Source organism: Paenarthrobacter sp. NPDC090522, assembly GCF_044769225.1.
In the GTDB taxonomy this organism is placed as follows: Bacteria; Actinomycetota; Actinomycetes; order Actinomycetales; family Micrococcaceae; genus Arthrobacter.
Genome location: NZ_JBIVXL010000001.1, coordinates 359,451 through 384,525 on the forward strand (window position 1 = coordinate 359,451; position 25,075 = coordinate 384,525).

At 64.2% G+C, this 25,075-nt stretch carries 25 protein-coding genes, 2 tRNA genes and 1 riboswitch; of the genes, 4 read left to right on the plus strand and 23 right to left on the minus strand.

From position 1 onward, the window contains the following. Nucleotides 1-2: 2 nt before the first annotated feature. Entirely contained in the window at nt 3-473 is a 471-nt protein-coding gene (nrdI, locus tag ACIQT2_RS01635; RefSeq protein ID WP_402942971.1) for a class Ib ribonucleoside-diphosphate reductase assembly flavoprotein NrdI, read from the minus strand. A 60-nt stretch (nt 474-533) separates the two neighbouring features. Then, a complete protein-coding gene (gene nrdH, locus ACIQT2_RS01640) occupies nt 534-779 on the minus strand; it encodes a glutaredoxin-like protein NrdH (protein WP_387437143.1) in 246 nt (81 codons plus the stop codon). 396 nt (nt 780-1,175) lie between these two features. On the opposite strand from nrdH, the gene ACIQT2_RS01645 reads away from it, so the two are divergent. Then, nucleotides 1,176-2,141 carry a LysR family transcriptional regulator gene (locus ACIQT2_RS01645; protein WP_400331842.1) on the plus strand — a complete coding sequence of 322 codons (966 nt, stop codon included), beginning with the start codon at nt 1,176-1,178 and terminating at the stop codon, nt 2,139-2,141. 50 nt (nt 2,142-2,191) lie between these two features. After that, nucleotides 2,192-2,695 (plus strand): DUF2004 domain-containing protein, encoded by a 504-nt coding sequence (locus ACIQT2_RS01650; protein WP_400331840.1) that lies wholly within the window; start codon nt 2,192-2,194, stop codon nt 2,693-2,695. A gap of 56 nt (nt 2,696-2,751) precedes the next feature. Here ACIQT2_RS01650 and ACIQT2_RS01655 read toward each other — a convergent pair whose 3' ends face one another. From ACIQT2_RS01655 to ACIQT2_RS01680, 6 genes are read right to left on the minus strand one after another with little or no spacing between them, the layout of a single operon-like run. Further along, entirely contained in the window at nt 2,752-3,474 is a 723-nt protein-coding gene (locus ACIQT2_RS01655) for a hypothetical protein (RefSeq protein ID WP_402942975.1), read from the minus strand. Then, complete coding sequence (locus ACIQT2_RS01660; RefSeq protein WP_400331834.1) at nt 3,471-4,469, minus strand: VWA domain-containing protein; 999 nt, start codon at nt 4,467-4,469, stop codon at nt 3,471-3,473. The genes ACIQT2_RS01655 and ACIQT2_RS01660 overlap by 4 nt, the downstream gene beginning before the upstream one ends. Next, nucleotides 4,466-5,449, minus strand: a complete 984-nt coding sequence (locus ACIQT2_RS01665; RefSeq protein ID WP_402942978.1) for a VWA domain-containing protein — start codon at nt 5,447-5,449, stop codon at nt 4,466-4,468. Before ACIQT2_RS01665 ends, ACIQT2_RS01660 begins: the two co-directional genes overlap by 4 nt. Then, the gene (locus ACIQT2_RS01670; protein ID WP_402942981.1) at nt 5,440-5,901 is read right to left on the minus strand and encodes a hypothetical protein; all 462 of its coding nucleotides are present in this window, start codon (nt 5,899-5,901) and stop codon (nt 5,440-5,442) included. The genes ACIQT2_RS01665 and ACIQT2_RS01670 overlap by 10 nt, the downstream gene beginning before the upstream one ends. Further along, the gene (locus ACIQT2_RS01675) at nt 5,891-6,787 is read right to left on the minus strand and encodes a DUF58 domain-containing protein (protein WP_402942984.1); all 897 of its coding nucleotides are present in this window, start codon (nt 6,785-6,787) and stop codon (nt 5,891-5,893) included. Before ACIQT2_RS01675 ends, ACIQT2_RS01670 begins: the two co-directional genes overlap by 11 nt. 8 nt (nt 6,788-6,795) lie before the next feature. Further along, on the minus strand, nt 6,796-7,803 hold the full coding sequence (locus tag ACIQT2_RS01680; RefSeq protein ID WP_402942987.1) for an AAA family ATPase: 1,008 nt from the start codon (nt 7,801-7,803) through the stop codon (nt 6,796-6,798). Between the two features lie 121 nt (nt 7,804-7,924). Here ACIQT2_RS01680 and ACIQT2_RS01685 point away from each other — a divergent pair, with 121 nt between their 5' ends. Continuing rightward, entirely contained in the window at nt 7,925-8,158 is a 234-nt protein-coding gene (locus ACIQT2_RS01685; protein ID WP_400331820.1) for a hypothetical protein, read from the plus strand. A 16-nt stretch (nt 8,159-8,174) separates the two neighbouring features. Here ACIQT2_RS01685 and ACIQT2_RS01690 read toward each other — a convergent pair whose 3' ends face one another. Together ACIQT2_RS01690 and ACIQT2_RS01695 are read right to left on the minus strand one after the other, a co-directional pair. Further along, complete coding sequence (locus tag ACIQT2_RS01690; RefSeq protein ID WP_400331817.1) at nt 8,175-9,371, minus strand: ROK family transcriptional regulator; 1,197 nt, start codon at nt 9,369-9,371, stop codon at nt 8,175-8,177. A 234-nt stretch (nt 9,372-9,605) separates the two neighbouring features. Further along, nucleotides 9,606-10,733 (minus strand): class I SAM-dependent methyltransferase, encoded by a 1,128-nt coding sequence (locus tag ACIQT2_RS01695; RefSeq protein WP_402943131.1) that lies wholly within the window; start codon nt 10,731-10,733, stop codon nt 9,606-9,608. 191 nt (nt 10,734-10,924) lie between these two features. On the opposite strand from ACIQT2_RS01695, the gene ACIQT2_RS01700 reads away from it, so the two are divergent. Further along, nucleotides 10,925-11,302 (plus strand): cupin domain-containing protein, encoded by a 378-nt coding sequence (locus tag ACIQT2_RS01700; protein ID WP_402942991.1) that lies wholly within the window; start codon nt 10,925-10,927, stop codon nt 11,300-11,302. A 53-nt stretch (nt 11,303-11,355) separates the two neighbouring features. On the opposite strand, the gene ACIQT2_RS01705 is transcribed toward ACIQT2_RS01700, so the two are convergent. From ACIQT2_RS01705 to ACIQT2_RS01765, 13 genes are all read right to left on the minus strand, one after another. Then, nucleotides 11,356-11,428: transfer RNA gene (locus ACIQT2_RS01705), tRNA-Ala, on the minus strand. 174 nt (nt 11,429-11,602) lie between these two features. Next, nucleotides 11,603-11,675 (minus strand) — tRNA-Ala (locus ACIQT2_RS01710). Between the two features lie 114 nt (nt 11,676-11,789). Continuing rightward, a complete protein-coding gene (rsfS, locus tag ACIQT2_RS01715; RefSeq protein WP_400331814.1) occupies nt 11,790-12,197 on the minus strand; it encodes a ribosome silencing factor in 408 nt (135 codons plus the stop codon). A gap of 60 nt (nt 12,198-12,257) precedes the next feature. Beyond that, entirely contained in the window at nt 12,258-13,460 is a 1,203-nt protein-coding gene (locus ACIQT2_RS01720) for a hypothetical protein (RefSeq protein WP_402942998.1), read from the minus strand. Nucleotides 13,461-13,467: 7 nt separating this feature from the next. Then, nucleotides 13,468-14,097, minus strand: coding sequence for a nicotinate-nucleotide adenylyltransferase (gene nadD / locus ACIQT2_RS01725; protein WP_400332596.1), 630 nt, complete (start codon nt 14,095-14,097; stop codon nt 13,468-13,470). Between the two features lie 46 nt (nt 14,098-14,143). Then, nucleotides 14,144-14,383: a hypothetical protein gene (locus ACIQT2_RS01730; protein ID WP_397321568.1), complete on the minus strand. Its 240-nt coding sequence runs from the start codon at nt 14,381-14,383 to the stop codon at nt 14,144-14,146. Between the two features lie 82 nt (nt 14,384-14,465). After that, complete coding sequence (locus ACIQT2_RS01735) at nt 14,466-15,830, minus strand: glutamate-5-semialdehyde dehydrogenase (RefSeq protein WP_402943001.1); 1,365 nt, start codon at nt 15,828-15,830, stop codon at nt 14,466-14,468. Beyond that, complete coding sequence (gene proB / locus ACIQT2_RS01740; RefSeq protein ID WP_400331804.1) at nt 15,827-17,005, minus strand: glutamate 5-kinase; 1,179 nt, start codon at nt 17,003-17,005, stop codon at nt 15,827-15,829. Before proB ends, ACIQT2_RS01735 begins: the two co-directional genes overlap by 4 nt. Continuing rightward, on the minus strand, nt 16,995-18,581 hold the full coding sequence (obgE, locus tag ACIQT2_RS01745) for a GTPase ObgE (protein ID WP_400331801.1): 1,587 nt from the start codon (nt 18,579-18,581) through the stop codon (nt 16,995-16,997). Before obgE ends, proB begins: the two co-directional genes overlap by 11 nt. A gap of 136 nt (nt 18,582-18,717) precedes the next feature. Continuing rightward, nucleotides 18,718-18,981 (minus strand): 50S ribosomal protein L27, encoded by a 264-nt coding sequence (gene rpmA, locus ACIQT2_RS01750; protein WP_070347479.1) that lies wholly within the window; start codon nt 18,979-18,981, stop codon nt 18,718-18,720. A gap of 59 nt (nt 18,982-19,040) precedes the next feature. Then, the gene (gene rplU / locus ACIQT2_RS01755) at nt 19,041-19,349 is read right to left on the minus strand and encodes a 50S ribosomal protein L21 (RefSeq protein WP_021470684.1); all 309 of its coding nucleotides are present in this window, start codon (nt 19,347-19,349) and stop codon (nt 19,041-19,043) included. A 342-nt stretch (nt 19,350-19,691) separates the two neighbouring features. Next, nucleotides 19,692-21,212: a bifunctional hydroxymethylpyrimidine kinase/phosphomethylpyrimidine kinase gene (thiD, locus tag ACIQT2_RS01760; RefSeq protein ID WP_402943005.1), complete on the minus strand. Its 1,521-nt coding sequence runs from the start codon at nt 21,210-21,212 to the stop codon at nt 19,692-19,694. Beyond that, a riboswitch (TPP riboswitch) is annotated at nt 21,204-21,302 on the minus strand. (Overlaps the previous gene by 9 nt.) A 73-nt stretch (nt 21,303-21,375) precedes the next feature. Next, nucleotides 21,376-24,744: an Rne/Rng family ribonuclease gene (locus ACIQT2_RS01765; RefSeq protein WP_402943008.1), complete on the minus strand. Its 3,369-nt coding sequence runs from the start codon at nt 24,742-24,744 to the stop codon at nt 21,376-21,378. Nucleotides 24,745-25,075: the final 331 nt, after the last annotated feature.

A 25,075-nucleotide genomic window follows, 5' to 3' on the forward strand; every position in this document is an offset into this window, starting at 1 on the left:
GGTTACTTCTGTTTCTGCGACAGTCGTGTCCAAAACTTTTCCAATCCTTGATTGACCCGGTCGACGTCTTCGGGCGTCCCCATGAGTTCAAACCTGTAGAGATGCGGCACCTTGCACTTGGCGGCGATGATGTCCCCGGCTGCGCAATAGTTGTCCGCGAAGTTGGTGTTCCCCGCCCCGATAACACCGCGGATCAGTTCCCTGTTCCGCGGATTGTTCAGAAACTTGATGACCTGCTTGGGCACGGAGCCTTCGCCGTTGGTGCCGCCATAGGTGGGCAGGACGAGGACGAAGGGTTCAAGGGCCTGAAGCGGCGCATCCTGGGCATAAAGCGGAATGCGCGCGGCATCCCGGCCCAGTTTCTGAACAAAGCGCTTGGTGTTTTCGGAGGTGGAGGAAAAGTAGATGAGGTGACTCCTGGTGGTGACAGCTTCCGCGGTGTTGCGTACGGTGGCCGCTGCCAGCGGTGCCATGGGAGTCACCTCGACTACATAGGAATTCTTTGTCTGTTGTGGCGTCGTAGTTGACGAACCTTAGGCCACGGAGGAGGAAACGGTCTGCGCCAGCTCCTCGATCTTGTCCGGGCGGAATCCGGACCAGTGGTCCTGCTCGGTTACCACGACCGGTGCCTGCATGTAACCCAGTGCCTTCAGACGCTCAAGGGCCTCGGCATCCTGGGAGATGTCGACACTCTGGTAGGCAATGCCCTTCTTGTCGAGCGCCCGGTAGGTTGCGTTGCACTGAACACAGGCCGGCTTCGTGTAAACCGTTACGGTCATGATCCCTGTCCCCTTAGTTGAAGTCTGTTGCTCTTCGTATCTGGCGGGCTCAACCGGAACCATGTACTGCATCCGATGACGACCCGCGGGCTGCCGTGACAGCCAACACGCTCTGTTTGGTCTTGTGCTGGTTTCCCGCTCAATCCGTAAATCGATACTACATGTAGTGCAAGCGCCTCGCCGGAACCCCAAGATGATGTATTACAAGTATGTCATTCAATCCACCGGTCGTCCACAGGCAGGCGGCCTCAAAATGTCCGTAATTCCGCCAAAGTGAGAGATGAAATCCACACCCTGTGGACTACTTAGCCACATTAAATCTCCCGCGTGTCGCCGGCCCCCGGCGTGTCGTGACAGTTTGAAAAATGTGGCGTGGCGAACAGCTAAAATCCTCTGATGGTCAATCTTCTCCACCTCCGGACCCTGCTGGAGGTCACCCGGCTGGGATCCTTCGCGGCCGCCGCCACCCAGCTTGGCTACACGGCTTCTGCCGTCTCCCAGCAAATGGCCGCGTTGGAACGGGACACGGGCGTGGAACTGTTCCAACGCTCAGCCCGGAGCGTGGTGCCGACCGAGGCGGCAGTCACCATGACCCGCCATGCTTCCAAGGTCCTCACGGATGTGGAAGCGCTCATGGCTGCTGCGTCAAGGACCAACGATGCGCCGGCACAGGAGCTCCGGCTTGGCATCTTCCCCAGCCTGGCAACCTATGTCCTGCCGGACATCCTGCGGAACGATCGCTGGAACGGCCTGGGGATCGAGCTCAAAGTCTCCGTCGCCGAGCCTGCCCAGACCATCCAGGGACTGCGGACCGGAGGTGAACTCGACGTTGCCCTCGTCTACCAGGTGGGCCAGTCCGGCCTGGCCTGGCCGCATTCCCTGGAACGCCAATGGATCGGCGATGACAATTTCCGCGTGGTGCTCCCTGCTTCCTGGAAGATCCGCGAAGACGCGGAGATCGAAGCGGCGCACCTTTCGGACATGCCGTGGATCGTGCACCACCCAGGCACCAGCGACGCCCTGGTGATCGAGCGTCTCTTCGCCAGTTGCAATCTGCACCCCCGGGTAGTGGCCTACAGTGACGACTTCCACGCGAGCCTCGAGATGACGGCAGCCGGACTGGGTGCCTCGCTGGTTCCGGAACTTGCGCTGCGGAACCGGCCATCCGGCGTCGTGGTCCTTGACGTGCCGGACATCCGGCTGGCGCGCAACGTGTTCGCACTGCTCATCAACGAGAAGCGCACAGCGCAGGTTCAGCTCTTTACCCAGCTCCTTGCGGACACCTTGAAGGGAACGTCCGGAAAGGCGGGACTGCCGCCGCTTAAACCAGCACCGTCGAAGGCTCCGCAGCGGCGGCGGTGAAATATCCGCAAGTGCTGGAACCCTCTGGTTGATGGGGTTAGATTGATCACATGGGCAAGGTAGCGAGCAAGCATTTCGGGGAAATCGAGCTCAATCACGGGCGTGAACACTGCTTCGTGGCCAAACACGAAATAGCCGGGAACGCCTTGGAGCTGGACCTTAATGTCACGGCGCACGACCATTTCGACGAGGCAGCACTGCACAAGGTGGACTACCGCCTCAGGTTCCTCCCGGAGCTGGTGGACCAGGTCCGGGAGATGATTGCCGACGAACTGGACCAGGACGGTACCAACCCCCAACAGTTCCTGCACTTCCACAGCACCCAGCTCAAGGAGGAGCAGCTGGAATCGGTCTTCGGAGTCAGGGACAAGACCCAACTCACCAACGACGTCTTCCTCAAAGCCCTCAGGCTCGGCCACGTAGCGATCTATCCGGGCCAGCCTGAACGCTACTTTGTGCTCGACTTCACGTTGGGCTCGCATTTCACGGACGAAACCTTGGTGGTCTCCGCCGATGAAGACGGCGTGGTGGACGACGAGATCGTCTGGGAGTAGGCCTTAACGCCCGACGGCGGCCGGTTACCTTTTTCACCAGGGTTTTACGAGGGTTTTTACCAGGGCCGATCCACGCCTGGGTCGTCGGGGCCACGGAGGTACCGATCACGGTCCTGGCCTTCGGTCCGCTCACTCTGTGCCTTCCGGGCGCTCTCCTGCAACTGCTGGAGTTGGTCCTGTTGCTGGACAGAAGGCTGCCCGGATCCTTGGTCTTTCGATGGCGATTCGCCGGAGTGGGACGTTTTCTTGGCTTCGAGGCGCTCCCCCGCCGCATCCAGCCGCTGGCCTTCACCCTCCCTGTTGCCCGGCCCGTCCTCGTGGCAGGACCCCGGAGCTTCCTGCACCACCTCCAAGGCCTCCGCATACAGGGCGGCTGCTTGGGGATCCCGGGAAGACGCGGCGGAGTCTCCCAGCTTCTCGATGCTCAGGGCAAGGTTGACCCGGATCCTGCATTCGTCGTCCCCCGGCCCGGCCTGGAGCGCTTTCGTGAAATCGCTGCGGGCCGAGATGAAGTCACCGGCCAGTACGTGCGCATCTCCGGAGGCAACCAAGGCTTTATGCGGCTCCAGGACATTGGCGAACAAGAGCCCGCCTACAGCATCCGAAAGCCCGTGTTGGTTTCCCGCTGCGAATGCTTCCGCCGCTGCGCCACCCAAGGCTCCGACGCTCAGCAGCTTCGCAGCGACGGCGAGCGCAGCGAGGGCAGCCGGGGCCGACCACCACGCCAGGCGACGCTTCCGGCGTCGAGCGCTGCTTGCTTCCGTACCTTGACGAGTCACCGGACGAGCCCCCTTTCCCGCGTTCCGGACGCCCGCAGGGCCCTCAGGGCTGTCGCGTGCCGGAACGGCTCCTGCACCAGGATCAGGAAAGCCGCCAGTGCCAACAGCCAGTACAGTTCCAAGCGGCCGGATCCGTCGTCGGAAACCGCGACAAGCACGCCGGGTTTGGCTTTGCCGAGCATCTCTTCGGTTCCCCCGCTTCCCGTACGGTGCACGTACGGGACGCCGAGTTGGGTGGCGATGGTCCTCAAGGCGTCCTCGTCGATCTTCGAGACGGCTACCTCAGCGTTCTTGTCCTTGACGTATCCGCCCTTCGGGTCCGAGGGGTCCTTCATCCTGCCACCGTCAGTGGTGCCATAGCCTAGCACCGCTCCCCCGCTGACTGCCGAGGGTTCAAGCGGCAGGCGTTCAGGCGAGGATGCTGCCGTGTTCTCACCGTCCCCGGCATAGAACACCACCGCAGGACGCCCGGGGTGCTTTTCCTTCGCCGCAGCGAGCTGTTTCTTCAGCAGCGCACCGGCTTCGGTGATACTGCTGCCTGCGGCGTAGCGGGGGTTCTGCGGTTGCAGGGTGGCCACAGCCGTCTGGAGCGCTGTGGCGTCCTGGCTCAACGGCATGCGAACGGTCGCCCCGCTGTCAAAGGTGATCAGGGAGAACTTGGCGCCGGCGAGTTCCTTGGCCACGCCCAGCACATCCTCTTGTACGCCTGCAAGGCGCATCCCGCTTCCGCGATAGTCCTCCGCTGCCATGCTGGTGCTGGTATCCACCACGAAGAAAACATCCAGGTCGGTCACTGCGGTCCGGCCGCCGTCACCGGGCCAGCCCGGGCGGAGGGCGGCGACAAGCAAAAGCACGACGGCGGCCGCCCGGAGCGCTGTCCGGCGCACCAGAGGTTGGGGCTGCTTCCGGGTAAACACGGTCCAGGCGACGAACGCAACCACGGCAACTCCGGCAAGCGCGATGAACGGCCAGGGAATGATAGGGGCCAGCGTCATGGGCGCGACCGCCAACCAAGCAGCAACAGACCCGCGCCGGACACCAGGGCAAGGCTCAAAGGCCACGCGGGCGCGTCGGCAATCACGGCCTGCGGCGCCTTGAGGTAACTCGCGGCCTCAGTCTCCTCCACCGTTGCAACGATCCCTGGGACGGCGTCCGGGCTGTCCAGCGTGTAATAGCTCCCACCGGTTGCTTCGGCGGCCGCCCGCAACTGTGCCCCCGGCTGGTCTTCGGCCCCGCCGTAATCCAGGTCCCCCGGATTCAGGGCATACACTTTCACGTCCTTGCCTTTGGCCAGCTCACTGGCCTGCTCCAGCGTGAAAATCGGGTCCCCGGACAGGAAATTGTCCGTGGCAAAGATCACCGACCGCGAGCGCCGGGCGTCTCCTGTGCCTGGCGAGGTATCAGGAAAGGCCTGTACGCAGGATGCCAGGCCGTCACCGATCAGCGACGATCCTCCCCGGCTCCAGGTGCCATCGAAGAAGGACCCGGCACCGCTGTCCAAGGCTTTCCTGGCCTCGGCAAGTTGCCCGGCCACGTAGTCGTAGTCATCCGTCAGCGGGAACAGGTGAACGCTGCTGCTGTCGAAAATCACCATGCCGATGCGCTCGCCGTCGAATTCCCGCGCAAGCTGCTCGAAGACTGCAGCCAGGGCAGCGTCGGTACTGGTCATGGAACCGGAGACGTCTAGGCAAAGGACGATGTCGCGGTTCCTCGCTTCGGGTTGCTCCGTGGCGCGTTGGGCGGGCCGGGCCGCTGCCGTCACCGTGGCGCCGAGGAAGACCGAGGCAAGCACCAGCGCCACGATCAAGGATGTGCGGTGCCTGCCGAGGGCCCGTTGGTACTCCGGCAAGGCCGTCAGACGGTCTCCATGGGCCACCAGGCGGGAAACCTCTTGCCGGTGCCTGCGGTAGAGGAACCAAACGACAACGACGACAGCCGCCGCTGCCGGGACAATCCACCAGGAAATCAATTCCATGCGCGCACCGCCTGCCGTGCGGCTGCGGCGGAGTCCTGGACCGTGCGGCCACTGACGGGCTCAAACTCTGCAGGATAGATGCCTGCTATCCCGTCGACGAACGGTTCCAGGCCGTGCCTGCGCAACTCCTCCAGCGTCATGGACGTGGCAGGCTTTCCCGTCACGTGCCCGGCGAATTCCCGCACCAGGAAGCTCAACCGTTGGTGTGCGGCGCGCTCGGGCAACCGTCCGGCGTCGGCATCGGCCACGACCGAATCGATCGCCTGCAGGCAGGAGAGCCGCAAGCCCGCCAGGTCCCGTGGAACCACCGGATGGGTCCGGCGTGCCCTCTTGCGGCGGGGCCACAAGAGAAAGGCATACCAGGCGGCCACCACCAGCAAGACCAGCACCCCCAGCCAGAACCACGCTTGGCTGTACGCAAGAGGACCATGGAATCCGGAGTTATCCTGCACGTTTGGCCTTCCCGGACTTGTGCCTCTCGAGCAAGGCGAACACCGAGGACACCATCTCGCCGCTGCTGCCAACGTGCTCCTCAGCGATCCCCAGCCGCCGGAAGACGTCCCGGCGTTGTGCGTCACGCCTGGCCATGGCCTCCGTATAGGCCTGCCGGACTTCGCTGCTGTCCACCAGCGCCTTAGGAATGGCGAATCCTTGCCCAACATCCCGGCTTGACCGGCCCCGTTCTTCCCCTGCAAGGTCGGCGTCCTTGATGGTGATCCAGAGAACCTCATGCCGCACCCTCAACCGGCGGAGCAACTCCTCAGTCCGTGCGTCCGGCAGGAACTCATCGGCCACCCCCACCACAAGGAGCCGCCCCTTCAGATACCTCAACGCGTAGTCGAGCTGCCCTGCCAGTGCGCTCGCAGGCCCTTCGGGGCGCACGGCTTCCTGCACCTCGCGCAACAGCCGTTCGAGATGGTGTTCGCCGGAACGCGGCGGGAGGTACCGGGTGGCTTCGACCGAACCATGGAGGAGGCCGACGTCGTCACCGTGGCGGCAGGCGAGGTAGCCCACAACTCCTGCGGCCTGGATGGCGAGGTCCACTTTGGCTTCCCCGGAAGCCGCTTCGGCGGCCATGGTCCGCCCGGTGTCCACCAGCAAGAGGACGGAGTGGCGCCGGACTGCCGTGTAACGCTTCACCAGGGGTGAACCGTGCCGGGCGGTGGCTTTCCAGTCGATGTCGCGAACCTCATCCCCGGGAACATAGGAACGGAGGTCGTCGAAGTCAAGGCTGCGTCCCTTGAAGACCGAACCGTATTCCCCGTCAAGCAATGCGGTTGTTTTCCGATGGGCAAAGATGAACATCTTCGCCTTGACGCGTTGAAGCAGGCTGGGCACTGACGCCCCTAGGGTATCTGCACCGACGCCAGGACTGCGTCAATGACTGTCTCCACGGCAACGCCTTCCACTACCGCATCAAAGCCAAGCACGATCCTGTGCCGAAGGACCCTGTGCGCCAGGCCCTTGACGTCTTCCGGTATGACGTGGTCGCGTCCGCTGAGCAGCGCGAGTGCCCGGGCAGCCTGGCTAAAGGCGATACTCGCCCGTGGACTTGCGCCGAACTCGATCAGCGAGGCCAGCTGCGGCTCAAGGTACTGCGCGGCATTCCGGGTGACGTAAGCCAGGCCCACGATGTACCGGACAATCGCCGGATCAATGTAGACGCGCCGCACCAGTTCCTGGACCTGGAGCACCGCGTCCAGCGACGCTGCAGCGGGAGGTTTCTGCCCGGAGTCGAACACGCCGGCGTCAATCCTGCGGATGACTTCGGCTTCCTCCGCCGGGCTCGGGTAATCAAGCACATCCTTGAGCATGAAGCGGTCCATCTGCGCCTCGGGCAACCTGTAGGTGCCCTCCTGCTCTATGGGGTTCTGCGTGGCCAGCACCAGGAAGGGCTGTGGCAGCGGATAGGACTCGCCCCCGATCGAAGTCTGCCGTTCCTGCATGGCTTCCAGCATGGCGCTCTGGGTCTTGGCGCTGGACCGGTTGATTTCGTCGAGCAGCACGATGTTGGCGTGGACTGGGCCCAGCTGCGTGACGAAGGTGCCCTTGGCGGCATCGAAGATCTGGGTTCCAGCGATGTCGCTGGGAAGCAGGTCGGGCGTACATTGGATCCGGCGGAAATCGGCGCTGACAGCCTCGGCCAAGGCATGCGCAGCAGTGGTCTTGGCCAATCCCGGAACGCTTTCCAAAAGGACGTGGCCGCTCGTCAGGAGACCGATCACCAGGGTTTCCCGCAACCGTTCCTGGCCCACTACCTTGGCTTCGAAACTACGGACGATACCGCCAACGAGTTGCTGCGCACGGGCCATATCCGGTGCATCGATCCCGGCTGTGGCGGTGTTTTGAAGCACTCGTTTTCCCCTCGGTGGCGTTCGGTTTTCACTTTGCCGCACCAGGTGTACGGCGCGGTCCTGCTTCCGGCCACTCTATCCAAGCCGCAACCGCCTTGGCCCGCAATGGGTACCCCTCCCCATGCGGACTTCGGAGGTCTATCCTTTTGCCATGCATCAGCTACCAGCCGCCTACCAGCAGTACCTCGACAGCCAGACCCAACACGTCAATGACGCCGTCCGGCCCGTATTACTCCAGTCTGCCGCGGACCAGCGGCACGGGGTACGGATCACCTACAACCACGGACCTACCGGTCATCAGGCCCACGTGGATGAGTCCATTCCGTACGGGGAGATCGTCGAAGACATCGACTGATCCCCGAGACAGAGCCTCAGCCTTCCAGCAGGAGCCTTTGCGCCCGGGGAGCCAGGGTGTGTTCCAGAACGAGGCATGCTGCCCCAATGGCGCCCACGTCCTCGCCTACGCCCGAGCCAACCACATCGATGCCGTGGATCATCCGGGCTGCACTGTTCTGCGCAATCAACTGGGGTACGCTGCCCAGGAAGTACTTGGACATCCGGCCCCAGAACGGACCGCCGAACACCACGCGTTCAACGTCGAGGGTGTTCGTTACCACGGAAACCGCTCGGGCAACCAGGACGGCGGACTTCTCCAGGATGGCGATCGCCTTTTCGTCCCCGGCGTCCGCCTTATCACACAGCATGGCATAGCGCTCCTGCACGGCCGGGCCATCCTCCTGGCCATGACCATCCAGGACACCGGCAGCCTCTGCTTCGGCCACCAGAACCTGCGGGATGCAGGAAGACTTCACGCAACCCCGTAGCCCGCAATCGCAGGGAGGGCCATCCGGATCCACAATGATGTGCCCAATCTCGCCCGCGTTGCCCGACGTACCCCGGACCACCTCGTCGTTGAGGACAAGGCCGCAGCCGATGCCGGTTCCCATGTACATGAAGACAAAACTGCCGGCCCCGCTCGCTCCACCAGCCCACGTCTCCGCAACGGCGGCGCTGGTGACATCCTTGTCCACCAGCGTCTCAAGGCCCGTGGCTTCGGTGAGGGCTTCACGGATGCGCACCCGGTTCCACCGGGTCAGCAACGGCGGCTCAACAACAGAACCTTCGTCAAGGTCGATCGGACCCGGCACGGCGACGCCCAGCCCGGCAATCTTTGACTGGTCCACGCCCGATTCCTCGATGAGCACCTGGATCTGCCCCGCGATGCTCGTAATGACTGCTGCCGGGTCGCCACCCGGGGTGGCCATACGCGAATGCCTGACCACATCCCCCAGCAGGTCCAGGACCACGAAGGTAATGACTGCCGGGTCCAGGTGGACACCCACGGCGTACATGCCGGATGGATTCAAGCGAAGGATGGTGCGGGGCTTGCCTGGACCGGTGCCTTCCTTACCTGCCTCGACAATGAGTTCCTGGTCCAGGAGGCGGCGGGAGATGTTGGAAATGGTCTGCGGCGACAACCCCACGATGTGTGCGAGTTCAACACGGCTGAGCCCTCCGGAAGACCGCCGGATAGCTTCCAGGATCACCGTCAGATTGAAGTCGCCCATACGGGGTAGGTTCGTTCCGCGCCTTGGTGCCGGCGTCCGGATCTCAGTCACGGATTCCCCTTGTCTTGAGAAACAAATTCCTTGAACTTCATCTGTGTCAGAATCGTACGTCACCCCCGCTCAGACGGGTATGTGCACACAACAACCGGAGCCAGGGGCAGATACCGACGACACTGAATTCTATGTGACGCCTGCGGCACTGACGTGTTTCATGACACGCCGGGCGTGCCGGGGTCAGGCCTTCCGGCTCCGCGTCACCGTGAACTTCGGGTTGCGGCCCTCCACCGTTGTTGGTCCGACGAGGCGTCCCAAAACCGGACGATACTGCAGGTGGCTGTTGTAAACCGTCCAGAGTTCCCCGCCCGGGGCAAGCACGCGGGCTGCTGCGTCGAACATCTTGAGGGCGGCGCCGGCGTGGACGCTGGCACCCAGATGGAAGGGAGGGTTCAGCAGGATAAGTTCCGCACTGCCGGAGTCGAACGAGGACATCGCATCGTCGTGAACCACCGTCACCCGTCCGTCCAGGCCATTGGCAGCAGCTGTTCCGCGGGCCGAGGCAACGGCAGCGGCGGACTGGTCTGTCGCCAGCACCCTGGACGCTGGAAAGCGGCGCGCATACATCGTGGCCAGGATCCCGGTACCACACCCAAGGTCCACCACTATGCCGGCGGCCGGCATGCGGTCCAGGAAAGTCAGGAGGAAACGCGTGCCGATATCCAGCCGGGCCCCGGAGAACGCAGCTCCGTGGGCGCAGACATCCAGATCCAGTTCGGCCAGGTGATCCAGGACCGGGTAAGGCGCCTTGCCGGCTGTGGCTATGGGTCCGCTGGCCTTCAGCACCCTGGATTTTTGGCGGGCATGTTGGGGTTGCACCGTCGAAAACGACTTCTCCAGCACAGTATTCATGCCAAGGCTCATGTGCTTCACGCGGCCACCGGCCAGCAGCACCGCGCCGGGCGCAGCGAAGCGGGCCACGGCGTCGGCAATTTCCTCCAGTTCCGCCAGCGACTTGGGCAACTGAAGAAGTACCAGGTTCGCGCCTGACAGCAGCTCCGCGCCGAGTTCGTGGGCAGCGTACTGGTCCTCAAGGCCCGCTCCGCGGGCGTTGTGCCGCAGGGCCATGCGGCCGGTGAAGAGGTCCTGGTGGACACTGACATGGTCGACGCCCAAGCCCACCAGGGAACCGAGGGTGAGGGCTCCGTAGCGGTCGCCGATCACCACTACGCGGGTATCCGCTGCCAGCAGTTCGGCAGCGGTGTCCAGCAGGAGCCTGTCCGTCGCATCGTAGGCGTGCAGGTTGTCCGCCTCAACATCGGGAAAGCGCCCCAAGGTGCCGAACAGAGCATCCAACCCAGATAACATCACGGTGCTTTTCCTCTTTGCAGATGTAAGAAATTCGTACGCCAAAGTGTCTCGACTTCACGGTCGCTTGGGAGGAACGTGGTTGGTGCACACAGCACAAACACCCGTTCAGGGCACTGATCCCGGCTTCCCCGTGAGCCCGGCGCCGGGACCATCAGCGATCCGGCTCCCCCTCCCCTGCGAGCAAAACCATGACTGTCAATGTTGTCACGCAACTGCAAGTGAAGTCACATAACTCTCCGGACGAAACCCGCCGACCGGACAAGACCGTGGTGGACATCGTCACCGTGGGCGACTACACCATTGGGCGAAATACCTTCCAACCCGGTTGGACGTGGGCAGACTGCATCAAGCCGGTGGTGGGCACCGATACGTGCCAGCTGAACCACGTCGGCTTCTGCGTCTCCGGAGCCCTGGAAGCGGAAACCGACGACGGCAACCGCATCAATATTTCCGCCGGAGACTCCTACACCATCCCGCCGGGCCACAACGCCCGGGTAGTAGGCGACGAGCCGTTCCAAGGCGTCGAGTTCCTGAGCGCCGCGGAATTTGACCGGCCACAGGAGTAGCCCGGTTCCACGAAAAAGGCCCCGCTCTGACGAGCGGGGCCTTTTGTCCGAAGTGGAGCTGAGGGGACTCGAACCCCTGACCCCCTGCATGCCATGCAGGTGCGCTACCAGCTGCGCCACAGCCCCGGACGTGTTGTTTTCAGCGGAAGTCTTCCCTTCCTGCCGAAGCAACTCGTCAATACTACCCACAAAGTATCGAGATGCGAAATCGAGCCGGAATGATGTAGATCACATGATGTGGCCGCTTCCGGGAAACAAAAATCTCCCCCTTCGCCTTTGCGAAGAGGGAGATCGTTAGGGTGGAGCTGAGGGGACTCGAACCCCTGACCCCCTGCATGCCATGCAGGTGCGCTACCAGCTGCGCCACAGCCCCATATTCTTGTTGTTTCGCTTCCAGGCTTTCCAGCCCTTCCTGCCGAAGCAACTCAAATATCTTAGAACAGCATTTCCGATAATTCCAAATCGGGCATATTCCGAGGTGAAAAGCCTACTGGCCGTCGGAATCCTCGCCGGCCACAGCCTTCGCCGAAGCATCGTCGCCGAGCTCGAGGTCCACCACAGGGCAGTCCTTCCACAGACGCTCAAGCGCGTAGAACACGCGATCCTCAGCGTGCTGGACGTGGATAACGATGTCGGCGTAGTCCAGGAGTACCCAGCGGCCTTCAGACCGGCCTTCGCGGCGTACGGGACGCAGGTCTTGCTTCAGGAGCTCTTCCTCGATGCCGTCCACGATCGCGTTGACCTGGCGTTCGGTGGGAGCCGAAGCGATCAGGAAGACGTCGGTCAGCGCCAGGCGCTCACTGACGTCCAGGGCGACAATGTCCTCGGCAAGTTTCTCTGCCGCGGCACGCGCTGCGTGGCGGGCGAGGGTAATGGATTGTTCGTGTGCAGACACAGGGACTCCTTGTAGTGGCCGGAGGGCCTTTGGGTGGCGAAAGCCGTATTTCCAGCGGAACTAACCGCTCGTGATCATGATGATGCCGACAATAAGTGCAACGAGGCCCAACGCGAGGACCCCGTATTGCAGCAGGCGGCTGCGCTGTGCCCTGGCCAGGCCCGCGGTATTGGCGTCGAGGGGATCCAGCCCGTAAGCGGTACGTGCCGAAACCGGCGGATGCTCGGCTTCCTGCCCCGGATCAACGACGGCGGCATTGCGCTTCCGCGCGTTCCTCGCCACCGCTTCGGCACGGGCAAGGACCCCGGCACGCCCCCGGGAGGGCCGTCCGTTACCTGCGGCGGGCGCGGCCTTGGCGTTGGCCGACGTTACAACGGGGACAAAGGTGGTGCTGGGCCGCTTCATGACCGGACGCTCAACGCCGGGCACCTTGACGAATTCAAGCGGGGTGACCATGGCAAGGTTGTTTGCAGTGGACGGTCCCGAGGCCGTGCCGGGCGCCTTCGACTCGGTCTTTTCTCCAGGGGCTTTCTCGGGCGCGGCCTTCTCAGGCGCAGCCTGCTCGGCCAGCTTCTGCTTGGCCGCTGCCCTCTTGTTCAGGACGGCCGCACGCTCAGCCAACGCAATCTGCTGGGCAAGGACCTCCGGATCCACCGCGAGGGGATCCTGCTCGGCGATATGTTCCAGCTTGGCAGTCTGGTTTTGCACCTGGGCCGCAATCAGCTCTCGGACCGCAAGGGCCTGCTCCACTGACATTTCGGAACCGTCCGCTGCGGACTGAGCGTCTGTCGGTCCGGCGGCCTTCGCTCCGGGCACGGCAGAGATGGGGGCGTCCTTTGCCTCGTCAGGGGACGCCGCTGGCTCCGGAGCCTTGGCACCGGGCGCCGGCACAATCGGATTGGCGGAGGTAGCCACCTCTGCCTGGAGCTGCTGCAGGCGGAGCTGGCGCCGGGTGGGCGGGCCACCACCGGAAAGCTGCTCTTCCTTGTCCGCGAGCTCTTTGATGGTCCGGAGGGCGGCACGGTCGCGGGCGCGGATCTGTGATGAGCGCTCTGTCGCAGGCGCCACCGCGTCCAGGGGGGCGTCAGCGGCGCGACGGTTCCGGCCGTTGTCCTCGGCCTGCGCCGGCTGGGGTGCTTCCGGTGGGGATGCGGGCTGTGCTGCATCCGGTGTGGTCGCGGTGGCCTGGGCTTGCTCCTGCTCTTCGCGGGCGCGGCGAAGCTCACGCCTGCTGCGGATGGGTCGCTGTTCCTGGCTGCTCATTGAAAACTCATTCAGTACGTGCTTGGTCGTCTGATCCGGCAAGCGCTGGTGCCAACTCCCCTGCGCTGCTTCCTGGCGCGTACAGTCCATACTTTGCGATGTACTGCACCACACCATCCGGCACGAGGTACCAGACAGGATTTCCTTCATTCACCCGGTTGCGGCAGTCCGTTGACGAGATGGCCATGGCTGGAACCTCAAGCAGGCTGACGTCGTCCCGGCCAAGGTTGTGGAGTTCGTGTCCGGGCCGGGTCACACCCACAAAATGGGCCAGCGACCACAGCTCGTCAACGTCCTTCCAGGACAGGATCTGCGCCAAGGCATCGGCGCCCGTAATGAAGAACAGATCGGCATCCGGACGCTGATGGCGGAGATCGCGCAGGGTGTCGATGGTGTACGTGGGGCCCGGACGGTCCACATCCACCCTGCTCACAGTGAAGCGGGGATTCGAAGCGGTGGCAATGACCGTCATCAAATAGCGGTGCTCGGGCTTGCTGACTTTCTTGCTGGACTTTTGCCATGGTTGTCCCGTGGGCACGAAGACAACTTCATCCAGGTCGAACTTGGCAGCAACTTCGCTCGCAGCCACAAGGTGGCCGTGATGGATGGGATCAAACGTTCCACCCATCACGCCCAAACGGAGCCTGCGCCCCGAATCCCCACGCGGTGTTGCAGCGATGATGTCAGTGGCCCGGCTTGTGCGTGTGCTTGTTCGGGTGCTGGCGGTGCGGGTCACTGTGCTCTTCCACGGCCTCGTGGCGGTTGCCGAGGTTGGTGTAGGAGAGGGTCACGAACATGAGGACCAGGAGGAGGGCGAACATGACGATGCCAAAGACCCACGGTTCTGCCCACAGCGGCGCAGCTTCCTCGTGACCGCCCTCGGTTTGCGCGGCAATGGATATGGCGATCTGCTGAAACAGCATCTTCTCCCCTAGTTGGTTCTCAAAGGATGACGACGGCGGGCCTTCCCGCCGCTTCGGACTTCTGTTCTATGTTACAGCGTTGCTAGCCGCGGACTTGGCCTTCGCCCTGGACGATCCACTTGGTGGTGGTCAGTTCCGTCAGGCCCATGGGGCCGCGGGCATGGAGCTTCTGCGTGGAGATGCCTACCTCGGCACCCAAGCCAAGCTCGCCGCCGTCGGTAAAGCGCGTAGAGGCGTTGACGATGACGGCAGCGGAATCCACCTCGGCAATGAACCTTTCCGCATTGGCCAGGTTGTTGGTCAGGATCGCTTCGGTGTGGCCGGTGGTCCAGGTACGGATGTGCTTGACCGCATCATCGAGGGTATCCACCATGGCGACGGCGAGGTCCAGGTCCATGTACTCGGTGGCCCAATCGTCGTCGTCAGCCGGTACCGTTTCGACGTCCGCGCCCAAGGCGGCGGCGACCCTGTCATCCACGTGGAGGGTGACTCCAGCGGAACGAAGGGCCTTGGCCACAGCTGGAAGCACCGTGGAACCGGAATGCACCAGCAGCGTTTCCACGGTGTTGCAGACACTGGGCCGTTGCGTCTTGGCGTTGAGGAGGATGTCCACGGCCATCTCTTCGCCCGCGGACTCGTCGATGAAGATATGGACGTTGCCCTCGCCCGTCTCAATGACGGGAACGGAAGAGTTGGTGACTACGGTCTGGATCAGGTCCCGCCCGCCGCGGGGAATGAGCACATCCACCTTGCCGCGGGCACGCATGAGCACATTGGCGCCCTCCCGGCCGAACTGGTCGACGGTCTGCACTGCGTCGGCAGGCAGGCCCACGGAATCCAGGGCTTCGCGGAGGATACGGACCAACGCCTCATTGGTGTTGGCCGCTGCAGAGCCGCCACGCAGGATCACGGCATTGCCGCTCTTGAGGGCAAGCCCTGCGATGTCCACGGTGACGTTGGGGCGGGCCTCGTAAATAGCGGCCACCACGCCCATCGGGACGTTGACCTGGCGCAGGCGCAGGCCGTTGGGCAGGGTTTGTCCGCGGACCACGTTGCCCACGGGATCGGGCAGCCCGGCAAGGTTCTCCAGAGCGGCAACCAGGCCGTCAATCCGGGCCGGGGTCAGGGTCAGCCGGTCCAAAAGGGCGGCAGATGTACCGTTCGCCCGCCCCGCCGCCACGTCCTTGGCGTTGGCTTCGAGTACCTGCTTCTGCTGGTCCAGCAGGGCGGCGCCGATGGCCCGCAGTGCGCTGTCCTTCCAGGAACGGTTGGCCTGGCCCATGCGCCGGGCAGCCTTGCGGGAACGGTCTGCTATACCGTAAACGGCAGACTGGACATCTCCGGCAGTGACTGGAACGGCGCCCGCCGCAGGGTTCCCCGGCGTTTGGCCGGCGGCACCGGAAACGTCGGAAATCACGGGGGCGTCAGGGGTCAGCGCTTCAGTCATGCTCCAAGTTTAGATGAGCGGGGCGCCCGGAGGAGCACCAGGTCATCAACATGAACAACTTCACGGTCATAGCCGCGGCCCATGGCCTGGCCAAGTTCCTGGGTGGACCGCCCCAACATCTTCGGCAGCTCGTCCGAGGAGTAGTTCACCAGCCCACGCGCCACCACGGCGCCGTCCAGTCCAACCATCTCCACCGGGTCGCCGGCTTCGAATTCCCCCGAAACCTCGGAAATTCCTGCGGGCAGGAGTGACCTGTGCCGTTCGCGCACGGCCTTCACTGCTCCGTCGTCGAGCACCAACCGGCCACGGACCGTGGCCAGGTGCGCCAGCCACAGAAGGCGGACAGGCTTGCGGTTGCCGTTGACGGCGAACCAGGTTCCCACGTTCCCGCCGTTCAGCGCCGCGGCGGCGTTGGCGGTGGAGGTGACCAAGGCATGGATACCCGAGCCTGCCGCAATCGAAGCCGCCTCAACCTTGGTCATCATGCCGCCGGTACCGACGCCGGCCTTTCCGGCCTTTCCAATGGTGACGCCTTCGAGGTCCTGCGGTCCCCGGACCAACGGGATGCGTTGCGCACCTTGGGATGGAGGACCGTCGTAGAGGGCGTCGACGTCGGAAAGCAGCACCAGCGCGTCCGCGCGGACCAGGTGGGCCACGAGGGCTGCCAGGCGGTCATTGTCGCCGAAACGGATTTCGTGGGTGGCCACGGTGTCGTTCTCGTTGACCACAGGCACCACCCCAAGGTTCAGCAAACGGTCCAAGGCCCTGAACGCATTGGTGTGCTGGGTGCGGCGCATGAGGTCGTCCGCTGTGAGCAGGACCTGGCTGACGGTGACGCCGTGGGCGTTGAAGGCCTGGGTGTAGCGGGCCATGAGCAGGCCCTGTCCCACGCTGGCCGCTGCCTGCTGGGTGGCGAGGTCCTTGGGACGCTTTGCCAGGCCCAAGGGGGCAAGGCCGGCAGCGATGGCACCGGAGGAAACCAGGATGATCTCGGCACCTGCGTTCCGTTTCTCCGCCAGCGCGTTGACCAGGCCGGTCAGCGACTTTTCGGAAATACCGCCCTTGATGCTGGTCAGGGACGACGAACCGACCTTCACCACGATCCGCTTGGCGGAGGCCAGTGCGTGGCGTTCGTGGATGTCCGGTTGGGGGGTTTCGACGGTCTTAGTCGTCATCACCGTTGTCCAGGTTGCTTTCCTTGATGGGCTGCGCACGACGGCGGCTGGCCGACTCCGTCCAGATGCCCGCCTTGCGCTCGGCTTCCAGTTCGGCGCGCGCGGCGGCCTTCGCTTCGCGGCGCTCCACCTGTTCTTCGCGCTTCTGGGCTCGCGTAGGACGATCGCCGATGTCGGCCACCCGGATATCCGTGCCACGGGGCGTGGCGAGGAGTTCCGCGCCAGCCATCATGGTTGGCTCCCAGTCGAAGACCACGCCGTCGTCTTCGCCGATCACCACGGTATCGCCGGGCTTGGCACCGACCTTGAAGAGTTCGGTCTCCACGCCCAATTTGGCAAGGCGGTCGGCAAGGAAGCCGATCGCTTCCTCGTTGGTGAAGTCGGTCTGCTTGACCCAGCGCACCGGCTTTTCGCCCAGCACGCGGAAGAGGGGCTCGAGGTTCTTTTCCTCGCGGCGGATCCGGAAGCCGGATTCGTTGACCGCGCGGGGCCGCAGCACCGGTGCGGCTACCTTCGGTGGCGCGATCTCCACGGCATCGCGGGCAGCCTTGACGATTTCAGCCATGGCAAAGCTGAGCGGGCGCAGGCCTTCGTGGCTGGTGGCTGAAACTTCGAAGACACGGTAGCCGCGGGCTTCCAGGTCCGGGCGGACGAACTCGGCCATGTCCTTGCCGTCCGGCAGGTCCACCTTGTTCAGGACTACCAGCTTGGGACGCTCATTAAGGGGAACGACTTCCCCGTCGACTCCGGCGTAGCTCATGTCCACGGCATACTTGTCGAGTTCGGCCTCGATGATGGCCAGGTCGGACAGCGGATCGCGGTCGGACTCCAGGGTGCCGCAGTCGAGGACATGCACCAGGGCAGCGCAGCGCTCAACGTGGCGCAGGAAGTTATGGCCGAGGCCCTTGCCCTCGCTCGCCCCTTCAATCAGCCCGGGAACATCTGCAATGGTGAACCGGACCTCACCGGCCTGGACCACTCCCAGGTTGGGGATCAGGGTGGTGAACGGGTAGTCGGCAATCTTGGGGCGCGCTGCGGACATGGCCGCGATCAGGCTGGACTTGCCGGCAGACGGGAATCCAACCAGGGCAATATCGGCAATGGACTTCAGTTCCAGGACGATGTCGCTGGAATCGCCTTCGATGCCCAGCAAGGCAAAACCGGGGGCACGCCGCTTCTGCGACGAAAGGGCGGCGTTGCCCAGGCCACCCTGTCCACCCGCGGCTGCGATGTACTCCGTGCCCTCCCCCACGAGGTCAGCCAGTACGTCGCCATCCTTGGTCTTCACCACCGTACCGTCGGGTACGGGAAGGACCAGGGTTTCGCCGTTCTTGCCGCCGCGCCAGTCCCCCATGCCGGGGCCACCGTTGGTAGCGTGGCGGTGCGGAGCGTGGTGGTAGTCCAGCAGCGTGGTGGTTTGCGACGACACACGGAGGATGACGTCGCCACCATTGCCGCCATTGCCGCCGTCGGGTCCGCCGAGTGGCTTGAATTTTTCACGCTTGACGGAAACACAGCCGTGGCCGCCGGTACCGCCTGAAACGTGCAGGACTACCCGGTCTACAAAGCTCGCCACGTCTATCTCCTCTGTCGCTGTAAACAGCGCGAATGCCATGTCCGGCGCACACCGGGCGCCCCGAACGATTGTAATGCGGTTAAAAGAACGGTGGAGCGGGCCTTTTGGGCCCGCTCCACCGGTTCAGAACGTGTTGTTACTCTGCAGCTGCAGCAGCAACGATGTTCACTACGCGACGGCCGCGGCGAGTACCGAACTCAACCGCACCAGCCTGGAGTGCGAACAGGGTGTCGTCGCCACCGCGACCCACGCCTGCACCGGGGTGGAAGTGGGTTCCACGCTGGCGAACGATGATTTCGCCTGCGGAAACTACCTGGCCACCGAAACGCTTGACGCCGAGGCGCTGTGCGTTGGAGTCACGACCGTTGCGAGTGGAGCTCGCGCCTTTTTTGTGTGCCATGTGAAATGCCTGCCTCTAAATATGTGGGGAAACTGAAAATCTGAACTGCGTAAGGAAAGTTACGCGATGCTCGTGATCTTGATCTTGGTCAGTTCCTGACGGTGACCCTGGCGCTTCTTGTAGCCGGTCTTGTTCTTGAACTTCTGGATGACGATCTTGGGACCACGGAGGTCCTCCAGGATCTCGGCCGTGACCTTCACCTTGGCCAGGTCCGCAGCAGCGGAGGTGACCTTGTCGCCGTCAACCAGGAGCAAGGCGGGCAGCTCAAGCGTGCTGCCGGCTCCACCGGGGACGCGGTTCAGCGTTACGTAGTCTCCAACGGAAACCTTTTCTTGGCGGCCGCCTGCGCGGACAATCGCGTACACCACTGGGGTACTCACTTCTCTCGACGTTTCTTACTAAATTTGCGTGCGGAACTCGAACCGGAATCAGGCCTGGTTCACGCTGTGCCTCAACGCCGTGGACTCCAGATCGAAGCCCGCGAGTCATCCCGTGAATAATTCCAGGGGGCATAACCCAAGTGTTGGCGTAAGCACCGAAGATCAAGATTACGCTAGTTCGACCCTCGGCTGCAAATGAGGCCGGGTCCGGAAGCCACCGCGTGACGCTAGTCACCAGTAGGAACGGACTTTCCCGGCACCGTGCCCATACAGCCTACAGGCTCCGGGACACTTTGCCGGGAATTCACCACTTCGACGCGCGGGCGGCCTTCACGCGTGCAACCGCGGGGCGTCAAAGAAGGCCGTCTCGTAGCGGCACGAATGGGCGAAAGCCTCCACCATGGCGGCCCGGTCGTGGCTGGAGGCGACGACCGCGGCCGCGTCCGTAAAGCCGATGGCCTTGCGGGTGGCCTCGGCAAAGTCTTCATCGGCGTAGGTCTTCAACCAGTCCGCATACGCGTGCTCCGACGGGGAACCTGCTGTGACGTAACTTGCGTGGAGCCGGTGTCCCACCTCGGCGTAGAGCCAGTAACAGGGCAGGATGGCCGCGAGCAGCACACCGTAACTTCCAGAGGCCGACGCCGCCAGCAGGTGGTCCACGTAGGCCTTGGTGACAGGTCCGGTGTGGGTTGCGGCCTCCCGCGTGCTCAGCCAATTGCGGTGCAGTTCGGATTCGACTTCGAGGCAGAGCTGCGAGGACCTGGCCCAGAACAGCTGCTCTTCCTCGGTGGGAGCGAGGGCACCTGCCCGTGCCAGCACCCGCGAGTAGCCGTTCAGGTAAAGGGCATCCTGCGCGAGGTAATAGTTGAACTGTGGCTCGGGAAGGCTGCCCGACTCCAGCCCCTGGATGAATTCGAGGCCATGGATGGCGTCCAGCTCAGGTGCCGCTTCCTCCCACAGGCGGGCGGCGAAAGCCCCCGGGCCTTCGGCCTGCTGTGCATGGTGGAAGTGGTTGATGGGGCCGCTGCCATGGCCCACCTCCAGCACATCCGCGGTGGCCAGGGCCTGCAGGAGCCAGGGTTTGACCTCCCGCAGCGACGCTTCCCAGTCTCCCGTCCGCGCCTGGACCGTAGCCAGGGCCGAGGACAACGAGCAGCCCGTTCCATGACTGTTCTTCGTCTCCACCCGTGGCCCCGCCACCGAGACAAGGTCCTGCCGCAGCAAGCCACTGGTATTGACGAGCGCATCGGGACACTCGGCTCCCGCCAAGTGTCCGCCCTTCACCAGCACGGTGTTTCCACATTCGGCCGCGAGCCGCTTGCCTTGTTCGAGGGCAGTGGACCAATCCGTCGCTTCCGGCTCGCCCAGCAGCATGGCGAGTTCAGGAATGTTGGGGGTGATGAGGTCCGCCACCGGCAAAAGGCCGCGCAGGGCGGCTTCGGCGGATTCCCGGAGGAGGCGGTCACCACTGGTAGCTGCCATCACCGGGTCAAGGACCACGACGGCGGGACGCACGTCCTCCAGCCAGCGACGCACCTCGCCAATCACCTCGGCGTCGCCCAGCATCCCGATCTTGACGGCGTCGATGGTTACATCGCTGCTGATCGCCTCAAGCTGCTGCCGCAGGAAGTCCACGGGCGGAACATGGACGGCGGTGACGCCCAAGGTGTTTTGCGCCGTGAGTGCCGTGACTACGCCCATTCCGTAGCCGCCGTGGGCGGCAATGCTCTTCAGGTCTGCCTGGATTCCAGCGCCGCCGGAGGGGTCGGAGCCCGCGATGCTAAGGACGCGCGGGGTCCGCCGGCCGGTGTTTGCCACGGCGTAGACGGCTGATTTCAACGATGAAGTCATGAGGGACATCCCTTCGCCGGTGCTAACCGGACAGGTTCAACGGGTCTGGATCTCAGCCCGGCCCAACGCCTGGCACCCCGTGTCAGTGACCAAGCCTAACGGACGAAGGGTCCGGCAGTAGTTACTGCCGGACCCTTCGTCGGTTACATGACGTTGGCAATGCCTAGAGTTCCGAGGCCGGAACCCCCACGCCGAGGATAATCGGCTCAGAAGCAGCGGACTCCCTCTTGGCCTGCTCCTGCGGCGCCTTGGCTTCATGGGCCGCTCCCCCACCGGTGGACGCGGACACCTCATGGTGCTCTACCGTGGTCTCGTTGGCGGCACCCTGCGCCCGGCTGGCGCTGCGGTTCCGGCGCCCACGCCGGCCGCGGGCACGGCTGGACAGATCACTTTCCTCCGCAGGATCCTGCCGGGTGGGGACGGTTTCCGCGGGAGCAGCAACAGTGGCAGCAGGCCCAGCCTGGCTTTCGACAGCCACGGGACCCCCACCCAGGTGGGAGAAAGCCTCAGCCAACAGGTCCAGAGTCATGGCAGGCTTCTCCGAAGCCGGCTCCTCGTGGTGTTCCACGAAGGGCAGGGCAACCTCTTCACCGCCAAACCGGAGCACCGGCGTGGCACGTGGGGCGCCCTCGACGGCGCCCGAATCGGGCACCTCGTCAGAATGCTCTGCGCCAGCCCCTGTTGCGGCGGCCGCGGCACGTGCTTCTTCCTCGGCCCGGTGAACCTCGTCGTCGTGCAGGTGGGCAGCGTGCGCTGCAGCGGCGATCGTGGCCAGGGCAGCCCTGGTGGCCTGGGCCTTGGCCTGCCGTGCCGGATCCACCGGCTCCGGAGCCGGCGTCGAAGGCGCAGGCGAAGCTGCGGTGTGGACCGGCGTCGAGCTCTCTGCCGGCTGTCCCCCGCCCTTGCCGCGGCGGCGCTTCCGCTCAGTCCGGCTGGAAGGCTGCTGCTGGGTTTCCGTGTGCGGCCGGTGCTGCTCGGCGGCAACAGCGTTTGCACGACGGTGCTCAACAGGTTCGTCGTGAGTCACCACGCCGCGTCCGGCACAGTGCTCGCACTGCTCGCCAAAGACCTCGAGCAGGCCCGTGCCCATGCGCTTGCGCGTCATCTGCACCAAGCCAAGGGAGGTCACTTCCGCCACTTGGTGCTTGGTACGGTCCCGGCCCAGGCATTCCACCAGGCGGCGCAGCACCAGGTCCCGGTTGGATTCAAGCACCATGTCGATGAAGTCGATGACGATGATGCCACCGATATCGCGCAGGCGAAGCTGGCGGACTACTTCCTCGGCGGCCTCAAGGTTGTTCTTGGTGACGGTCTCCTCCAGGTTTCCACCGCTGCCGGTGAACTTGCCGGTGTTGACGTCCACCACAGTCATGGCCTCGGTACGGTCGATCACCAGGGATCCACCCGACGGCAGGAAGACCTTGCGTTCCAGGGCCTTGTGGATCTGCTCGTCGATGCGCCATGCCGAGAAAATGTCCTGGTCCTTGGTCCACTTCTCGAGCCGGCCCACCAGGTCCGGCGCAACATAGGTGACGTAAGCCTCAATGGTGTCCCAGGCATCGTCGCCGGAAACGATGAGCTTGGAGAAGTCCTCGTTGAAGACGTCACGGACCACCTTGATGGTCAAATCGGGCTCGCCGTAAAGCAGCTCGGGTGCCAGGACCTTCGTGGAGGAGGCCTGGCCCTCAATACCCTCCCACTGGGCGCGGAGGCGGTTGATGTCGTGGGTCAGTTCCTCTTCCGAGGCCCCTTCGGCTGCCGTACGGACAATGACCCCGGCGTTCTCCGGCAAACGGTCCTTGAGGATCCGCTTAAGGCGGTTGCGCTCGACGTCGGGCAACTTGCGTGAGATGCCCGTCATGGAACCGCCGGGAACGTACACCAGGTAGCGGCCCGGAAGGGAAATCTGGCTGGTCAGGCGTGCACCCTTATGCCCGACGGGATCCTTGGTTACCTGCACAAGGACGGAATCACCCGATTTCAGGGCGTTTTCGATCCGGCGCGGCTGGCCCTCAAGGTTGACGGCATCCCAGTTCACCTCGCCGGCATAGAGGACCGCGTTGCGGCCACGTCCGATGTCAACGAACGCTGCCTCCATGGAAGGCAGCACGTTCTGTACCTTGCCCAGGTACACGTTGCCGATCAGCGAATCCTGCTGGGTCTTGGAAACGAAGTGCTCGGCAAGGACGCCGTCCTCCAGGACACCGATCTGGATCCTGTCGTCGCGCTGGCGCACGATCATCTGCCGGTCCACTGATTCGCGGCGGGCAAGGAACTCGGCCTCGGTGATGACCTGGCGACGGCGGCCCGTCTCGCGGGACTCGCGGCGGCGCTGCTTCTTGGCCTCAAGCCGCGTGGAACCCTTGACGCTGGCCACGCGGTTGGAACTTGTGGATTCCGAGATGGGCCGCGGTGCGCGGACACGGGTCACCGTGTTGGGCGGATCATCGTCCGAGCCGCCGGTCAGTTCAAGGTCCTGGTCGCCACGGCGGCGGCGACGGCGACGACGCGAGGTGACGCCGTCTTCAAGGGGCTCGGCGGCCGGCGACTCGTCATCGTCCGCCTCCTCGCCGGACTCCTCGGCCCCGTTATCCTCACGGTCCGATGCGCGGCGGCCACGGCGGCCACGGCTCCGGCGCCGGCGGCGGCTTCCCGCCTCCTCCAGCTCGCCGTCACCGGTGTCCTCAGACTCCTCAGCGGTCTCTTCAGTCTTTTCCTCGACTGCCGGACGGACCACTGTGCTGAGGTCGGGCGCCTGGAAGATCATGGACGTGATGGAAACGGGCTCCAGGAAGAGCGCCGAAGAACCGGGGGCGGCGTCTGCCTCGGATTCTGAGGACTCTGTGGGGGCTTCTGCGCTGGCTTCCGGTTCGGCGGCTGCGCCGCCTGCCGGGGTGGTGGGGGGTTCCGTCGCGGCTTTCGGTTCCGTGGCCGGTTCGGCGGCTGCGCCGCCTTCCGGAGTGGTGGTCGGCGTTGCTTCCGCGCCGCCTGCCGGGATGGTGGTCGGCGTTGCTTCTGCGCCGTCTTCCGGGGTGGTGGTCGGCGTTGCTTCTGCGCCGTCTTCCGGGGTGGTGGTCGGCGTTGCTTCCGCGCTGGCTTCCTCGGTGGTGGCTTCGGCTTCCGCCTTGGGTTTCGCAGTCCGACGACGGCGGACCGGCTTTTCCGGTGCGGGTTCGGCTTTTACCTCGGGCGCTGATGCTTCGGAGCCGGCTACTGATGCCGGCTGGTCCTCGGGTTCGGCGGCGTCGCCGAGGCCGGGGAGGGTTTCGGCCGGATCGGCCTTCTTGCGTGCGCGGCTGCGTCGGGCCGGGGCTTTGGGGGCTTCTTCAGGGGCGGCGGCGCTTCCGGCCTCAGGGGCGGCGGCTGGTTCGGCGGCGGCGTGCGGGGCTTCCTCCGCTACCGCTGCTACGGGCTTTGCCGTGGCTTTGCGCGGCGCGCGCGTGGTCCTGGCGCGGGTGGCCTTCTTGGGCACCTCCGCTGCTTCCGTAGAAGCTGCCTGATCATTAACGGCTACAACCTGGTCATTATCCATATGTGGCAACACTCCTGCCCCAGCGACGCCGCCACATCCAGCGCCCAGTGGGGCAAATATTGTCAAAACCCGCAGGCGTTGACAGAAGTCGGTAGTATTCCTTCCGGTTCGCACCATCATTGGGGTGCGGCAGCCCTGGAAGGCCAGTGTCTCAGTTCTGGAACCCGTTGTTCTGCTGCCACAACCAGGTGCCGTCCATTGTCATGGCGGGCCTACCAAGGATCGGCTGATCCAGGCATGCCCTGCTCACGCTGGCGGTCTTGGGAACAAGTCACCGGACCGGAGGACGAATGTGGATCGACTCCCGGCCATGTTCATTCTCTCATACCCC

Excerpts from the sequence above, each read along its gene's own strand:
- nrdI (WP_402942971.1), bottom strand. The coding sequence starts at position 473 with ATGGCACCGCTGGCAGCGGCCACCGTACGCAACACCGCGGAAGCTGTC.
- ACIQT2_RS01685 (WP_400331820.1), top strand. The coding sequence starts at position 7,925 with ATGCGGACTTCGGAGGTCTATCCTTTTGCCATGCATCAGCTACCAGCC.
- ACIQT2_RS01730 (WP_397321568.1), bottom strand. The coding sequence starts at position 14,383 with ATGCTGTTTCAGCAGATCGCCATATCCATTGCCGCGCAAACCGAGGGC.
- rpmA (WP_070347479.1), bottom strand. The coding sequence starts at position 18,981 with ATGGCACACAAAAAAGGCGCGAGCTCCACTCGCAACGGTCGTGACTCC.
- ACIQT2_RS01765 (WP_402943008.1), bottom strand. The coding sequence starts at position 24,744 with ATGGATAATGACCAGGTTGTAGCCGTTAATGATCAGGCAGCTTCTACG.
- ACIQT2_RS01700 (WP_402942991.1), top strand. The coding sequence starts at position 10,925 with ATGACTGTCAATGTTGTCACGCAACTGCAAGTGAAGTCACATAACTCT.
- ACIQT2_RS01650 (WP_400331840.1), top strand. The coding sequence starts at position 2,192 with ATGGGCAAGGTAGCGAGCAAGCATTTCGGGGAAATCGAGCTCAATCAC.
- proB (WP_400331804.1), bottom strand. The coding sequence starts at position 17,005 with ATGACGACTAAGACCGTCGAAACCCCCCAACCGGACATCCACGAACGC.
- ACIQT2_RS01690 (WP_400331817.1), bottom strand. The coding sequence starts at position 9,371 with ATGGGCGACTTCAATCTGACGGTGATCCTGGAAGCTATCCGGCGGTCT.
- thiD (WP_402943005.1), bottom strand. The coding sequence starts at position 21,212 with ATGACTTCATCGTTGAAATCAGCCGTCTACGCCGTGGCAAACACCGGC.
- nrdH (WP_387437143.1), bottom strand. The coding sequence starts at position 779 with ATGACCGTAACGGTTTACACGAAGCCGGCCTGTGTTCAGTGCAACGCA.
- ACIQT2_RS01665 (WP_402942978.1), bottom strand. The coding sequence starts at position 5,449 with ATGGAATTGATTTCCTGGTGGATTGTCCCGGCAGCGGCGGCTGTCGTC.
- ACIQT2_RS01720 (WP_402942998.1), bottom strand. The coding sequence starts at position 13,460 with ATGAGCAGCCAGGAACAGCGACCCATCCGCAGCAGGCGTGAGCTTCGC.
- ACIQT2_RS01660 (WP_400331834.1), bottom strand. The coding sequence starts at position 4,469 with ATGACGCTGGCCCCTATCATTCCCTGGCCGTTCATCGCGCTTGCCGGA.
- ACIQT2_RS01695 (WP_402943131.1), bottom strand. The coding sequence starts at position 10,733 with ATGTTATCTGGGTTGGATGCTCTGTTCGGCACCTTGGGGCGCTTTCCC.
- ACIQT2_RS01645 (WP_400331842.1), top strand. The coding sequence starts at position 1,176 with ATGGTCAATCTTCTCCACCTCCGGACCCTGCTGGAGGTCACCCGGCTG.
- ACIQT2_RS01735 (WP_402943001.1), bottom strand. The coding sequence starts at position 15,830 with ATGACTGAAGCGCTGACCCCTGACGCCCCCGTGATTTCCGACGTTTCC.